Origin of the sequence: Exiguobacterium sp. RIT594, assembly GCF_003339585.1 — a bacterium.
Classification (GTDB): Bacteria; Bacillota; Bacilli; order Exiguobacteriales; family Exiguobacteriaceae; genus Exiguobacterium_A.
Genome location: NZ_QPKF01000001.1, coordinates 831,466 through 846,611, shown reverse-complemented (window position 1 = coordinate 846,611; position 15,146 = coordinate 831,466). Strand labels below are relative to the sequence as shown.

At 47.7% G+C, this 15,146-nt stretch carries 15 protein-coding genes; 3 read left to right on the top strand and 12 right to left on the bottom strand.

The features are described 5' to 3' along the window. Window positions 1-105: 105 nt before the first annotated feature. Entirely contained in the window at window positions 106-2,769 is a 2,664-nt protein-coding gene (locus DVG79_RS04210; RefSeq protein WP_114595585.1) for a PBP1A family penicillin-binding protein, read from the bottom strand. A 33-nt stretch (window positions 2,770-2,802) separates the two neighbouring features. Further along, window positions 2,803-3,417 (bottom strand): Holliday junction resolvase RecU, encoded by a 615-nt coding sequence (recU, locus tag DVG79_RS04205; RefSeq protein WP_188005442.1) that lies wholly within the window; start codon window positions 3,415-3,417, stop codon window positions 2,803-2,805. A 74-nt stretch (window positions 3,418-3,491) separates the two neighbouring features. On the opposite strand from recU, the gene DVG79_RS04200 reads away from it, so the two are divergent. The 3 genes from DVG79_RS04200 to DVG79_RS04190 all read left to right on the top strand — a co-directional run bounded on the left by DVG79_RS04200 (window position 3,492) and on the right by DVG79_RS04190 (window position 5,461). After that, the gene (locus tag DVG79_RS04200; protein ID WP_114595583.1) at window positions 3,492-3,785 is read left to right on the top strand and encodes a DUF1798 family protein; all 294 of its coding nucleotides are present in this window, start codon (window positions 3,492-3,494) and stop codon (window positions 3,783-3,785) included. A 103-nt stretch (window positions 3,786-3,888) separates the two neighbouring features. Then, window positions 3,889-4,134, top strand: coding sequence for a hypothetical protein (locus tag DVG79_RS04195; RefSeq protein ID WP_114595582.1), 246 nt, complete (start codon window positions 3,889-3,891; stop codon window positions 4,132-4,134). 436 nt (window positions 4,135-4,570) lie between these two features. After that, the gene (locus DVG79_RS04190) at window positions 4,571-5,461 is read left to right on the top strand and encodes a DUF3800 domain-containing protein (RefSeq protein WP_233494520.1); all 891 of its coding nucleotides are present in this window, start codon (window positions 4,571-4,573) and stop codon (window positions 5,459-5,461) included. Window positions 5,462-5,511: 50 nt separating this feature from the next. On the opposite strand, the gene nth is transcribed toward DVG79_RS04190, so the two are convergent. From nth to panB, 10 genes are all read right to left on the bottom strand, one after another. After that, window positions 5,512-6,180, bottom strand: coding sequence for an endonuclease III (gene nth, locus DVG79_RS04185; protein WP_114595580.1), 669 nt, complete (start codon window positions 6,178-6,180; stop codon window positions 5,512-5,514). Window positions 6,181-6,185: 5 nt separating this feature from the next. Next, window positions 6,186-6,764: a DnaD domain-containing protein gene (locus DVG79_RS04180; protein ID WP_026828099.1), complete on the bottom strand. Its 579-nt coding sequence runs from the start codon at window positions 6,762-6,764 to the stop codon at window positions 6,186-6,188. A gap of 71 nt (window positions 6,765-6,835) precedes the next feature. Continuing rightward, window positions 6,836-8,125, bottom strand: a complete 1,290-nt coding sequence (gene asnS, locus DVG79_RS04175) for an asparagine--tRNA ligase (RefSeq protein ID WP_147269819.1) — start codon at window positions 8,123-8,125, stop codon at window positions 6,836-6,838. 29 nt (window positions 8,126-8,154) lie between these two features. Continuing rightward, window positions 8,155-9,336: a pyridoxal phosphate-dependent aminotransferase gene (locus DVG79_RS04170; protein WP_114595578.1), complete on the bottom strand. Its 1,182-nt coding sequence runs from the start codon at window positions 9,334-9,336 to the stop codon at window positions 8,155-8,157. A gap of 16 nt (window positions 9,337-9,352) precedes the next feature. Beyond that, window positions 9,353-9,820 carry a hypothetical protein gene (locus DVG79_RS04165; protein WP_114595577.1) on the bottom strand — a complete coding sequence of 156 codons (468 nt, stop codon included), beginning with the start codon at window positions 9,818-9,820 and terminating at the stop codon, window positions 9,353-9,355. Then, window positions 9,817-9,987, bottom strand: coding sequence for a YpmA family protein (locus tag DVG79_RS04160; RefSeq protein WP_012370646.1), 171 nt, complete (start codon window positions 9,985-9,987; stop codon window positions 9,817-9,819). The genes DVG79_RS04165 and DVG79_RS04160 overlap by 4 nt, the downstream gene beginning before the upstream one ends. Before the next feature lie 61 nt (window positions 9,988-10,048). Further along, a complete protein-coding gene (gene dinG / locus DVG79_RS04155) occupies window positions 10,049-12,862 on the bottom strand; it encodes an ATP-dependent DNA helicase DinG (RefSeq protein ID WP_114595576.1) in 2,814 nt (937 codons plus the stop codon). Between the two features lie 101 nt (window positions 12,863-12,963). Beyond that, window positions 12,964-13,347: an aspartate 1-decarboxylase gene (gene panD, locus DVG79_RS04150; RefSeq protein WP_026828094.1), complete on the bottom strand. Its 384-nt coding sequence runs from the start codon at window positions 13,345-13,347 to the stop codon at window positions 12,964-12,966. Window positions 13,348-13,349: 2 nt separating this feature from the next. Further along, window positions 13,350-14,180: a pantoate--beta-alanine ligase gene (gene panC / locus DVG79_RS04145; RefSeq protein WP_114595575.1), complete on the bottom strand. Its 831-nt coding sequence runs from the start codon at window positions 14,178-14,180 to the stop codon at window positions 13,350-13,352. Beyond that, window positions 14,177-15,016 (bottom strand): 3-methyl-2-oxobutanoate hydroxymethyltransferase, encoded by an 840-nt coding sequence (panB, locus tag DVG79_RS04140; RefSeq protein WP_114595574.1) that lies wholly within the window; start codon window positions 15,014-15,016, stop codon window positions 14,177-14,179. Before panB ends, panC begins: the two co-directional genes overlap by 4 nt. Between the last annotated feature and the right edge of the window lie 130 nt (window positions 15,017-15,146).

Sequence of the window (15,146 nt, the reverse complement as noted above, 5' to 3'; positions counted from 1 at the left end):
GCCTCACTTCCTTCCTGACCTCCATTATACAAAAAAAGAGAAGCAAGACCGAAGAAACATACCCGTTTCTCCGGTCTTATCTTCTTCAAGTAATCGCTCTACTCGTTATTGCTGCGTTTCTGATTCTGATTGTGGATCGGCGGGCGCATTATCCTGACCGCGCCCTTGGTTGCCGTTCGATGAATTTCCTCGGTCCGACTGAGTGGATGCTCCGTCGCTTGAGGCTGGATCGTCCGTTGCCGGCTCATCTGTTGCCGGCTCATCCGTCGTCGGTTCATCCGTTGCCGGTTCGTCCGTCGTTGGCTCATCCGTTGCCGGTTCGTCCGTCGTCGGTTCATCCGTTGCCGGTTCGTCCGTCGTTGGCTCATCCGTTGCCGGTTCGTCCGTCGTTGGCTCATCCGTTGCCGGTTCGTCCGTCGTTGGTTCATCCGTTGTCGGTTCGTCCGTCGTCGGTTCTTCTGTTTCGACGTCTGCAACAGTCACAGTCGTCGATACCGGACCAGACTTTTCTCCGGATGCTTTCGCAACGACTGTGAACGTCGTCCGACCCGGATCAAGTCGATTAATGCCCATTCGATTCGTTGAGCTGGTGCCAAGCACCGACTGTTTTCCATCCGGATCCGTCATCGTCACTTCAAACGACACGCTGTCATAGCCGTTTGTCCGAAGGGCAGAATCATTGTAACTCCATGTCAGTTCACCAGACTCCGAGTCTTCATTGTAAGATGCTTGTAAGCCAGTCGGAGCTGGTACTGCCTTTTTTTCGACAACCGGCTCTTTTGTCCCTTTGACATACAGTTCCTCACCGATACTGAGGACAGAACTCGGTTGCTCAAACGGAGCAGGCGTCCGGTCACGCGTTTTCGTGACAAAATCTTTCCAAATATTTTGTGCCATTGTACTGTTTGTCGGTCCGCTTAAACCGGCACCGTTGTTGTTACCCGACTTCGTTGTTCCCGTCCAGACACTGATCGAGACATCAGAGGTGTAACCGGCAAACCAAACATCTTTGTACGCATTGGTGGTTCCGGTTTTACCTGCTGCGTCAAAAGCAAGAGCGGCACTCGGGAACGTCCCGCCCGGTTTGAGAACATCACGTAACATATCCGTTAACATATAGGCTGTATAATCCTGCATTGCTTTTTTCGGTTTGACAGGTGATTTGATTTTTGACCCGTCGCTGTATTCAATCGTTTTGATGATGTGCGGTTTGATGTAGTCACCGCCGTTACCAAGCGTCGCATAGGCAGAAGCCATTTGCGTCGTATTGAATCCGTGTTTCATCCCACCGATTGCATAAGCCGGTGAAATCGATTCGTCTTTTTCTAAACCTAATCCAGACTTAGCTGCAAAACTTTCGACCGTATCACCGCCGATTTGTTGGAACGTTTGAATGGCAGGCGTATTGGCAGAAATCTTCAGCCAGTAGCGAATTGTATTTGTCCCACGGTAACCATCATAGTAGTTGCCGATTTTTTTGCCGTTTACTTCTGTTTCCTGGTCGGTCATCATTTTAGCCGTTGACCATTTCTCATTTTCAATGGCTGGTCCATATGCGAAAAATGGTTTCGCTGATGAACCGGGCTGGTGCGGTTCTTTGGCAAAGTTACGCCGTGAAGTGCCTGTACCCGGTTTTTTTCCGTCAACAATCCCTAAAATTTCACCCGTTTGTGTATTGACTGCCGTTGCCGCTGCTTCCGCGTAATCCGGCAACTGGACGACTTGATCTTTTTTAATCGCTTCGTTCATATAATCGTGCATCGGCTTATCAATTGATGTATAAACTTTCAATCCTTGACCGTAGATGTCCTTGCCTTCTAAACCGAAGACATCCTCTAACTCCTGCGACACCATATCGAAGATGACGCTGTCGTAAGCCGCATCATCTTTTGATTTTGGTGCCGGGTTGATCAATTTTGAAATCGGTTGATCAACTGCTTTGTCACGTTGTGCTTGCGTGATGACACCTGTCGTCAACATTGCGTTCAGTACTTGCGTTTGACGCCATTTCGTCAACTTCGGATCTCCTTGAATCGGATCGTAAGCCGATGGACGTTGCGGTAAGCCGGCAAGCATCGCCGCTTCCGCATAGTTCAACTTATCGACCGTCTTGTCGAAGTAGGCTTTTGAAGCCGTTTGAATGCCGTATGATTCTTGACCGTAATAGTTTTTATTCAAATACATCTCAAGGATCTGTTCTTTCGTGTAGTCCCGTTCCAACCGGATCGCTAACCATTGTTCCTGGACTTTCCGGGTAATGGTCTTGTCTGAACTTAAAAACGATTGTTTGATGACCTGTTGCGTGATCGTTGAAGCTCCCTCAGAACCAAAACCATCTGTGATGTTGGCAATGATGGCGCCGCCCAAGCGACGGAAGTCGATTCCGTTATGCTGATAGAAGCGTCGATCTTCGATTGAAATAAAGGCATCTTTTACGACATCAGGAACTTCTTTAATCGACACATACTCCCGACTCGTCCCACCCTTTTTGATTTCTTCTTTATTGCTCGCATAAATTTTTAGCGGGAGTGCATCACGTAACTTTGATTCATCAAGTTCCGGTGCGGTCGCGACAGCATATGCTGCAAACCCTCCACCTGCAATCATCATCAGGATGAACAATCCTGTCGCGATCAGTAGGAGCTTTTTCCAAAGTGGACCTTTACCGCCGGTCCCGCCTGATTTTTTCTTTTTCGGACGTTTTGTCCGATTCGTTTGTTTGGCTGACGTCTTCGTTTCTTCACGACGTGCGACACGACTTCTTTCCATATGCTATCCTTCTCCTTCAATCTGTAAAGTTTCTCAAGTGAAATATAACTCGTCCACTGCTGGTAAATAATCAATCGCAGGAAACGCACCTGTCTCGAGTTTTTTTCCATGCCGTTCGATTTCGTCTAGCGGAATCGATTTTCTACCCGTTTCCAGTTGCTCCCACCAGGGGAACAAATGCTCTGCAGACAACACATATTGCACATTATACATACTGAATCGAATGATGACAAAACAAATTCCTCCATGTGCGATACATTGACGCATATGCTCGATTTGATGGGTATGAAAGTTTTTTAAGGGGAAGGATGTTTTATGATTGGTTTCCTTCGCTTCAAAATCGATGTATTTTCCGCGGTACACACCATTATAGTCGGTTGTCGAAGGTTGCTTGAAGTACGCTTCCTTGACGACGGCTGCCGACCGTTTCGGATAATCGACTTGGACGATTTGTAGAGGGGTCGGTTTCTTGTGAATGATTGCCCGATTATGCGTCAAATAAAACATATTACTTTCATTGATGAGTTTCTCAAGCTTCATTCCGCGATTTGAAAAAGTCGATTCCTTAGAGCGTGCACTTCGGATCGCCATACCATGCGGTTCTACTGGTTTCTGAAATTTTTTACCGTTCGGGTAATTCAAAAGGATTCCCCTCCTAACGCGTTTATTGTACCATGATATGTGATTGTATCGTATCGGCCGAGAGGAGTAGTTAAAAACAAATGACAATAGAACCGTTACTTCAGGATATCGAACGGATTTACCAGGCTGGACGAAATGGTCAGGAATATGACTTTCAAACGGATGTCATGCCCTTCGTCGCACAAGCAGACGTCCTGATCGAAGCCTGGCAACAAAATGCACAGAACAGTCCTTATTTGCGTCCGGCGATGGTCGAGAGTGCCGTTGACCAGTTAAAACAACTGTCCGTCCAGGCATTTCAACCGAAAACCAGTTTAAAACGCTTTAACGAAACGATCAAGTCTGTCCGTTATATCGATCAACTGATGCAATGAGTCAGATGTCAGAATGACAATTTGACGGATTTTAATCAAACAAAGCATAATGATAAACAGCAAAGCGTTACACAACTCGCTCTACAATGAAAGGATGTTGGTTATGTCATCAAAAAAAGTCTGGTCAGTAGAAGGTTATGAAGAACACGGTGTAGAGAATCATCAAAAAGCAACTATGACTGAAACGTTTACGAATGAGGCCGATGCTCGTAAAGCTGCTAAAAAAATGGCGGATACGTACGATCAACTCGATGTCTATGTCATCTATACGAATACGTCAAGCGGTAAAGCAGAAGAAAAATTCTTTAATTCTGATGGATCTTACAGTGAAGAAGGATTTGAATGGTAACATCCCAGCCGTCTAGTTGACGGCTTTTTTTTATAAACCGGGCTGTTCACGCCTCTACCAAGCTGCTTATTCCTTTTTTAACGAGAAACATCATGTGTCTTTTTCTGAAGCTACTCCTATCAGGCAGGAAGGAGAAGCGATATGACGAATATAAAAAAGAACCCCCTTCCCGGTAAACAGGCAGTCCGAATCCGCTTTGGATGCGATGAACGAGAAAAGCAATATTGAGACACATCCTCTCGTATACCTTGACGAAGTCTACGGAACAGTATCCAAGAAAGATTGGTCATGCAAGTTGTGCAATAACCATGGATTTATATGGCCGTGTCAGTGTAAAGTTACATAAAGAGGTAATAAATGTGCTTGGTTTTAATAAAAGTGTGCAGTATGTGTGCAATTGGAGGAGATTCGCTTGAATAAAAGAGAACCCAAAAACGTGAAAAACGTTGATGTCAAAGGATTTCCTAGGACTACAAACCCAACAGCCAAAAAATATGTCATGTTCGTGGATGAGACCGGGACACCAAAAGGAAATACCCAGTTTAATCTGACCGGGGTCTTGATGGAATATAAATATGCCATCGACTCAGACGAAACCGGTGAGCCGAGTCCATTACGCAAACGATTGATGGCGTTCAAATCATCTGTTTTCGAAGATCCGCATATTCCGCTTCATCTGAAAGAAATCTTAAAGGCGGAACACCCGTACGGCAAAGAAGACGGAATCACGATTGATATGTTACGGCATTTTTGGGTCGCCTTACCGGACTTTTTAGTCGACATCGATTGTACGATCGTCAGCGTCGAAGTCGATAAACAAAAACTACATGAATTTTATTCGACACCGAAAGATCCGTATGTCGTTGCCTTTGCCCACCTGATGAAATCATTTTACGCGTTTCTTGAGGAGACGGAAGCAACAAGCGCCCGTGTCGTGCTTGAAAGTCGGGATGATTATCAGAATCTACTGATTCAAAAAGCATTTTTTGATATCTTCAACTCCGGCACCGTTCATTTGGATGTGGAGAAAAGCCGTCAAAAAATTAAAGGCTTTATTTTTGCTGAAAAAGATAGCGACCTCTACCAATCGGGTCTTGAGATTGCCGATCTCGTCTGTCTTCCTCTTTCCCGCGTCCGACGTGGTGTCATTGAGGTGAAACCCCGGTTTGTCCATTATGGGGACGAAAACCGAATTTTCAAAGCCATCAAAAATAAAATTTATATCCGCCGTGACAGTCCCGATCAGGATTTCCGAAACTGGGGCTTCAAAAAGGTTCCGATTACGAAAAAGCGCCGCGAATGGTCCGATACACCATGGAACGGGTAATTTTCCAACCAACAACAGCGTCCCGCCAAAAGTGGCAGGACGCTGTTTTGTCATTCTCCCTCAACAGGCGGCAATAATCCTTTTGTCCGTTTTTTCCCTTCCCGACACATATCGAGCAACGGGCATTCCAGACAGTTTGGTCGTTGAGCCTTACAGTGATATCGCCCAAAAAAGATGAACTGGTGATGCAGCTTCGACCATCGTTCCCGCTTAAAGCGTTTCATCAAGGTCTGTTCGACTTGCGTCACATTGTCTTTCCAGCGGCAGATGCCAAGACGCTTCGATACCCGTTCGACGTGGGTATCAACTGCGAAGGCCGGCACGTCAAACGCAACGGACAACACAACGTTCGCCGTTTTTCGTCCGACGCCCGGTAAGGCTTCAAGCCCTGCGCGATCCGTCGGGACTTCCCCACCATGAAGAACCAGCAGTTGCTCCGCCAACGCTTTGATGTTTTTTGCTTTGTTGCGATACAAACCAAGCCGTTTGATTTTTTCCTCAATCTCTTCGACCGGTGCTGCGGCCAACTGATCCGGTGTCGGATAAGCGGCAAATAACCCAGGGGTCACCTTATTGACCAATACGTCGGTTGCTTGCGCACTGAGTGCCACGGCAACGACGAGTTCGAACGGATTTTGATGAACCAGTTCACAGAAAGCTTCCGGAAACATCTCTTCGAGTGTCGATTCAATTCGATCAATCTCTGCTTTGCGTAACATCCTTATCAGCTCCCTCTCGTCGCAAGATCTTCGAGCGTCTTGATGCCTTCTCGTTCCCACGTCCGGAGAATTTGATTGATGTACGTCATCTTCCGGACATTATGGTAGACGGCTTCCCGTAAAGCTGCGAGAACAAGTTCTTCTGCAATGTTTTCAATCGTCAACCATTGAATGATTTGTTCCATCTGAAACGGCGACATCATCCCAAGTTCGCGCTCAAAATGCTGGAAGACAGACGGATTGATCGTATCGAAGTTTGGCGCTTCCTGTTCCGGTGGTGCCATTAACTTTTCATAGAGCGGCACCAGGGAATAACGTTCCGAGCCGGCAACGTTCTCCATGGCGAGTAATCCTTTTTGAAGCAATCCGAGTGTCGTCTCAATCGTTTCCGTTTCCGAAAGTCCGAGCCGGTTACTGAGCTCCTCTGGCGACGGCATCTCCATCCCTTCGGCGCGACAGGCAAACAATTGTCCAATCAGCGTAAACTCAACAAAACTGATGCCAAGACGTTTGGCTTCTGTAAACAATCGTTTGGGAAGGACAACCGTTCCTTCTTCAAACAGCTGAATTAAATTATGATCCATGATACTTCCTCGATTCTTTATTGTAAGCAAGAAATCGACCCGTCCGAGGGATGGGTCGATTTCGATCACTATTACGGATACAATCGGTTCAGCAGACGTGGGAATGGAATCGTCTCGCGGACGTGTTCGACTCCTGTGATCCAGGCGACAGTCCGTTCAAGTCCAAGACCAAAACCACTGTGCGGTACTGATCCATATTTACGTGTTTCCAAGTACCATTTGTAAGCACCGGTTTCATCCAGGTCATGTTCCTTCATACCGGCAAGCAACTTCTCATAGTCTTCTTCCCGTTGCGAACCACCAACGATTTCTCCATAACCTTCCGGCGCAATCAAATCGTCACATAACACGAAGCCCGGGTTTTCCGGATCTTCCTTCATGTAGAATGGTTTGATGGCTTTCGGCCAGTGTGTAATGAAGACGGGACGCGCAAACGTGTTGGCGATTGCCGTTTCATGAGGCGCACCGAAATCGTCGCCGAATTCGATATCGTCAAAACCTTGTTCTTTTAACATGTCAATCGCTTCCGTGTATTTTACACGCGGGAACGGGGCTTGAATGTTTTCAAGAACCGTCAAGTCACGTTCGAGCAACTCAAGTTCCGGACGACAGTTTTTCAAAGCCGATTGAACAAGATGCGACACGTAGTTTTCCTGAACTTCGAGGTTCATGTCATGATCATAAAACGCCATCTCCGGCTCCATCATCCAAAACTCGATCAAGTGGCGGCGTGTCTTTGATTTTTCGGCGCGGAATGTCGGACCGAATGAGAAGACTTTACCGAGTGCCATCGCGGCTGCTTCCATATAAAGCTGACCGGATTGCGACAAGTAGGCATCTTCGTCAAAATATTTTGTATGGAACAGTTCAGTTGTTCCTTCCGGTGCACTGCCGGTTAAAATCGGAGGATCAACTTTAATGAATCCTTCTTCGTTAAAGAATTCATATGTCGCCCGAATCAGTTCGTTCCGGACAACCATGACGGCATGTTGACGTTTCGATCGTAACCAGAGGTGACGGTTATCCATCAGGAAATCCGTTCCGTGCGCTTTTGGTGTAATCGGATAATCGACCGCTTCATGAATCACTTCGATCGCTGTGATTTCCATTTCGTGACCGATGGCTGTCCGTCCACCATCCGACTTGATGACGCCAGTCACCCACATCGATGTTTCCTGCGTCAAGCCTTTCGCCGTTTTGAACAATTCTTCTCCGACTGTTTCTTTGACGACGACTCCTTGCATGAAGCCTGAACCATCACGTAATTGAAGAAACGCAATTTTTCCGCTCGAACGTTTATTGGCGAGCCAGCAGCCAATCGTGATTTCCTCGCCTACGTGTTTTTCTACATCCCGAATCATTGCTTTCAAAAGTCAACATCCTCTCTCTATTAAACGGCCGTATGTGCCGTGATAAATCCTTCGATCCGGTCTAATGCTTCCAGTACCCGTTTCGGGTCTGTCGCATACGATAACCGGACATATTCTGGTGCGCCGAAGCCGGATCCCGGAATCAGGGCGACCTTCGCTTCCGACAAGACCGCTGTGCACCAGTCATCGACGTTTGAGAAGCCACACATTTCGGCTGCCTGTAAGGCATGCGGGAACAGGTAAAAAGCACCTTCCGGCTTCAGGCAGGTTAAGCCTGGAATTTGAATCAACCGGTCGTAAATTTGTTCCAAGCGTTCTTCAAACACAACACGCATCGCCTCAACGGGTGCGTCACCTTCCGCATAGGCTGCGACCGATGCCGCTTGCGCGATCGATGTCGGGTTTGAGGTCGAATGACTGGCAAGGTTCGTCATCGCACTGATGATGTCTTTTGGTCCGATGGCATAACCAATCCGCCAGCCTGTCATGGCATGCGATTTCGACACGCCGTTGATGATGATGGTCCGTTCGCGCATATGTGGTAACGTCGCAATCGATAAATGCGTCACACCGTTATATAACAGCTTTTCATAGATTTCATCACTGATGACAAGTAAATTGTGGGCAATCGCCACATCTGCGACCATTTCAAGTTCTTCCTTCGTGTAGACCATCCCTGTCGGATTGGAAGGCGAGTTTAAAACAAGTGCTTTTGTTTTGGGCGTGATGTGCTGTTCGAGCAGATCACGCGTTACTTTGAAGCGTGATGCTTCCGTCGTCTCGAGGATGACAGGAACGCCGTCACTCAGTTTGATTTGCTCCGGATAGCTGACCCAATACGGAGCCGGGACGATGACTTCGTCGCCCGGATCTAAAATCGCCTGGAACAATGTCGATAAGGCATGTTTTGCACCTGAAGCGACCATGACTTCCGAACGGTCGTACGTGACCCATAAATCACGGCGTGTTTTTTCAATGATGGCATCTTTTAGAGCCACTGTTCCGCCGGACGGCGTGTATTTCGTATCGCCCGCTTCAGCTGCTGCAAATGCCGCTTGGATGATAAATTCTGGAGTGTTGAAATCCGGTTCGCCTGCACCGAGTCCGATGATGTCTTGTCCTTCTTCACGCAAGGCTTTCGCTTTTGCAGTAATCGCCAGTGTCGTTGACGGTGTCAGTTGTTGTACCCGTTTCGATAACATCCTGCCCACTCCTTTTTTAGTTGATCCGTAATCGTTTGATGAAGGATCCCTCTTGATAGGTATAATACGAATAATCGTATCCGGTCGTCGTTTTAGTGACAATCTCAATCAGCGCCCGGTCTTCAAAACCGTATTTCGCTGAAACGATGTTCTCCGGATTGCCCGCTTGTCGAATGACATCGGCAATCTTCATCCCATCCTTGACACGTCTCGTCTCGATTTCACCTTTTTTTGGAACGAATGCCCGTAATGCTTGACCATCCTGTTTAATCGTAAAGACACTATACTGGGTTTTTCCATTAAATACATAATTAAATTGAATCTGTTGCGGTGCCACTTCTTTTTTCAAACGTGCTTCCGCCTGTACGGCAACGGTTTGTTCACGTTCTTTTGCCTCAGCAATGGTGAATTGATACACACCTGTCCCGATGAGCGTAATCAAAAGGATGAAGCCGATCAGACCAATGACGATCTTCCACTTCATGTGCGGTAGATGGTGAAGACCATCTGCTCCTTATCTTTTTCGTCCAGTGCCAGACCAAACATCAAATCTTCTGTTTTTAACGTGCGATTCAATAAGTCTACAATCTTGTACGTATCGTCATGGCGGTTGACCTTGACGGTTGCTAGCGTCTCGATTTTCGAATCCATCTTATATCCTCCCTCATTTTTCTACATCTATTATAATGCGATAATGCTTATTTTAACAGACTCAATCCGTCTCATTTAAGAACAATTCCAACTCAGCCGTTAATTCGTCGAGCGGTTGCGCTAAAAGCGGGACATTGGGCAGACTGGAAACGAATCGTTTTCCGTACCGTGTCGTCTCGATCCGGCGGTCAAAAATGAAGACGACCCCCCGGTCATTTGTCGTCCGGATCAAGCGGCCAAATCCTTGTTTGAAGCGAATGATCGCTTGCGGCAAACTGTATTCGAAGAACGATGATTTGCCTTGCTGTTCAATCTGCTCGGAACGTGCTTGAACGATTGGTTGATCGGGTGGTGCAAACGGCAGGCGCACAATGACAAGACAGCTGAGATCATCACCCGGAACGTCAACGCCTTCCCAAAAACTGGCTGTACCGAACAGGATGCAGGCATCGAGCTGTTTGAATTGTTTCATCAACCGTTGTCGTGACCCTTGGGTGATACCTTGGGACAGCAGCGTAAACCGTTCCGGCAAGGCCATTTTCGTCGCATCATGTGTTTGACGTAACATCTCGTTTGACGTAAAGAGTACCAACATCCGGCCTTCCGTCACTTCGGCAATCCGGATGATCGCATCCGCAATGACTTCAGAATATGTCGCTTGCGGCACATCCTGCAATAACGGTAAATCGGTCGGGACCATCAGCCGGACTTTCTCGGCATAGCCAAACGGCGATGGGACGATGAAACGCCGTGTCTCAAGTTCCGATAGTCCAAGCCGTTTTTCGATGAACTGGAATTTATTCGAAACCGTCAAGGTCGCAGACGTTAAGATACAGGTCCGCTTCGAAAACACTTCCCGGTGCAGACGGTCTGAAATATCAATCGGTTGCGTATAAATCCGTGTTAACTTTCGATTTTTAGCTGTCGTTTCAATCCAGGAAACCGTCTCGTCGTGAGGTGCGAGCATCGTCTCGAAAATCGCCTGTTCGACTTCTTCCAGTTGGCCGATGACAGCCTTCAGATCGGCTACGACCGAGCGCTCACGGTAACTCATATGTTCCCGTTGATCATGGAACAGTTTATGAATCGCCCGAATGGCTTGCCGTAACCGTCTCAAGACCAGTTCGACCCGTTTCGCGCTCTCCTGTACGGCACGCATCGAATGATCCAGTCGTTTGAAACGAACTGTAACCCGTCCTTCACGCCGTTCTTTTCGTGATGCGAGTTCAAGACCGTAGGCTTGAATGATCGTCAACAGTCCGTCTGCTTCTTCAAGCAGTGCCGTCAACGTCTCATCGATCGTTTCACTGTGCGCTTCGACCAACTCCGTCAAGTCATATTGATCCGATAAACTAATCAGACGCGTCAATAATTTTTTATCGGAAGAGAATCCAAGTTGTCTGAAAATCCGGTCAAAGGAATGGCCGTCAAAAACCAATCCAAAATGATGACTGGCCACTTCTTCGATTTGATGCGCTTCATCTAAAATCAAGGGGCATCCCTTTGGCAAGACGCCGGCTTCATATTGAATATCACTGAACAACAAGGCGTGGTTCGTGACGATAATCGTCGCCTGTTTTGCCCGGCGGACTGCATGATGGAAGAAATCGCGGCTGTACCAGGGGTCAAATCGTCCGAGTTGCGACTGGCTGTCCGACTGAATCAGTTGTTTGATGGCGATATTACCTTGCGCTGCCCCGCCGGGTAAACTGACTTCCTCCAGGTCTCCTGTCTCGGTCTGCGTCAACCAGACCAACAAAATCGCTTTAGCGAGCGTGAAGTTATACGGTTCTTCCGTTTCACTGAGGAAAAACTCGAACTTGCGCAAGTCCATGTAATTGCTGCGGCCTTTTAACAGGGTGATGTCGACCGGTGCTTCAAACAATTGGCGTAAAAGCGGCAAATCCCTTGCAAATAATTGTTCCTGCAGTTGAATCGTGTGCGTACTGACGATGATCGGCGTTTCATGTTCAATCGCATAATGCGCCGCCGGTACAAGATAACCAAGCGATTTCCCGGTTCCTGTTCCTGCCTCGACCAGTAATGGCGTTTCTTGATCAAGCGACTGATAGACGTGACGCATCATTTCAAGTTGTCCCATACGCGGTTCATATCCAGGAAACAGTTGCGGGAATACCGTTTCATTCAAGCGGTCGACGAACGGACTGAACGGTTCCAGTTCTGTCCGTTCCATCCATTCTTCCGGTTCGGTACGTTTCTTTAAAGCCAGCTTACGGAAATAATCAAAACGGTCATCGGGCTCCAATCCCACCGTTTGAATCGCTTGGTCGATTTCTTCTTCAATGGCGCTAAACAGCTTTCCCGCTAACCGACGTAAATGTCGTAATGTATCGAGCGGTAAATCCTGTAGACGCGTAAGTAGATGGAGTAACAATTCCGCTGTTGCCTCGGCATCACTCCCAGCCCGGTGTGCTTCATGATGCGTCAGTTGTAACGCTTCCGTCAAATGGGACAAGGAATGACTTTCGGCAGTCGGCAATAAGATTCTTGCCAGCTCCACTGTATCAATGACCGGACCGGAGTACGGCAAATATCCTTCTTCCTCTAGTGCTTCATTCAAAAAGGTCAAATCAAACTGCACATTATGGGCGACGAACACACCGCCATCGAGTAATTGAAGCACACGCGGTGCAATGGTCGCGAAGGACTCCGCCTGCGCCACGTCCTCATCTTTAATACCGGTTAACTGAGAAATAAACGGCGGAATCGGTTTTTGTGGACGGACAAATGCCGACAGACGATCTGTAATCTGACCATCTTCAATTACTGCCACTCCGATTTCAATCATCTCATCGCCGGATTTAATCGAATGTCCGGTCGTCTCTAAATCCACTACAACAAACTTCTTTTTCACGACTCATCTCCACCTTTAACCATCCATATCTTCTATATATGGCATCTCAAGTTCCATCTTAACAAAAAAGAGACCCGAATGTATCTCGGGTCCCTCAAAAATCATAAGATCGTATGTGCGATTTCCTGCGATAACATCTGCTTGATTGAATTATCCTGATCAAGGACCGCGACTTTCGGAACATGTGATGAAATTTCTTCGTTCGTCAACTGCGCATAGGCCATGATGATGACTTCATCTCCGATTTGGAAATGACGGGCAGCTGCTCCGTTCAAACAAATCACGCCAGAACCACGGGCACCCTTGATCGCATACGTCTCAATCCGTGCGCCGTTTTGATTATTCGTCACTTGGACTTTCTCATTTTCGAGAATCCCGACCGCATCGAGCAAATCCTCGTCGATCGTAATCGAGCCGACGTAATGGAGATTTGCTTCCGTGACACGGGCTTTGTGTAATTTTGCATGCATGAATGTGCGTAACATGATCATGCTCCTCTCGTATATAGTAAGTTATCAATCAACCGTGCCGATGCAAATTGAACGGCAACCGCAAGTAAAATCGTTTCTGTTTCCGCTTCAACCGGTCCGAGCGTCGGATAGGCGACGGCTTCCACATAATCAATCGTCGTTCCTTCAAATTGAAGGGACGTACGGGTTTGTGCAAGAACCGTTTCAAGTGGTTTTCCGGCGTCGAGCGCTTGTTTGGCTTGTTGCAACGCCTGCTGGATTCCGGGCGCTTGCTTGCGTTCTGCTTCCGACAAATAGACGTTACGCGACGATTTCGCCAGTCCATCCGCTTCACGAATAATCGGACACCGCTTGATTTCAACCGGGACGAAGTAATCTGCGACGTATCCTTCAATCAATGCCAATTGTTGTGCATCCTTTAATCCGAAATAGGCACGCGTCGGTTGGACAATATTAAACAATTTACTGACGACCGTCAAGACTCCGTCAAAATGTCCCGGACGTGATGCACCGCATAAGACGTCATCCCCCGAACGAACGGTAACCCGCGCCATATCGAGCGGATACATGACATCATTCGTCGGATAAAAGAGGTAATCGACGCCTGCTGCTTGCGCCAGTTGTTGATCGCGCTGTTCATCGCGCGGATAACGGTCTAGATCTTCGTTTGGACCGAATTGGGTCGGATTGACAAAGATACTCAAGACAACGATATCGTTTTCCTGACGTGCCTGGTTCAGTAAAGAGGCATGTCCTTCATGCAAGAATCCCATCGTCGGAACGAATCCGATCGATGTTTGTCCTGCCAACGCTTCCCTCAGTTGTTCGACACTCTGCATGATTTTCATTCTTTTGATCCTCCATATAACGCCCCGATCAATTCTTCATCCATCATAAAGGAATGGGCGAGTTCAGGGAATGTCCCGTTTTTGACTTCTTGGACATACTGCGCAATCGCTTCCGTACCTGATGTGTTCCAATCCGTGTACGCTTTGACGAATTTCGGAAGCCGGCCGACACCGTACGTCAAAAGATCATGATAAACCAATACTTGTCCGGCAACATCCGCCCCTGCACCAATCCCGATGACAGGAATCTTCAGGAGTTCCTGAACACGTTTTGCGAGGGGATGCGGCACACATTCGAGGACGAGCATCTTCGCTCCCGCTTGTTCTGCTGCCAAACTGTCGGCAATCAACTGTTCCGCTGCTTCAAGCGATTTCCCTTGGACTTTAAATCCTTCGAGCACCCCGACCGATTGTGGTGTCAGTCCTAAATGTGCGACACACGGCATCCCGGCATCGGTCAGACGGCGGATCGTCGTCAAGATGTCTCCGGCTCCTTCAAGTTTCAGGGCGTCTGCTCCGCTTTCTTGGAAAATACGGGCTGCTGCTTCAAGCGTCCGGTCAAACGAACCATGGTAACTGGCAAACGGCATGTCGACGACCATGAATGTCGCCGGCGCCCCGCGTCGAACGGCTTTCGCATGATGGACCATATCGTCTACGGTCACGGCAATCGTCGAATCATAGCCAAGAATGACGTTTCCGAGTGAATCACCGACAAGTAGCAAATCGACCTGTCCGGCTTCTGCCAGTTTGGCTGACGGATAATCGTATGCCGTCAGCATGACGAGTTTTTCGCCCGCCTGTTGTTTTTTTAATAAAGGTGTCATCGTATGCATGTGTGTTCTCTCCTTCGTAGTTTAGAGAGGACAAAAGGAAACGCCTTCCTTCCTAAAATAATCCATAGGAAAGAAGGCGTGGATAAGTGCAATATCATCCTTCTGTCCCTGTCCGAGTAGGATCAAGGCA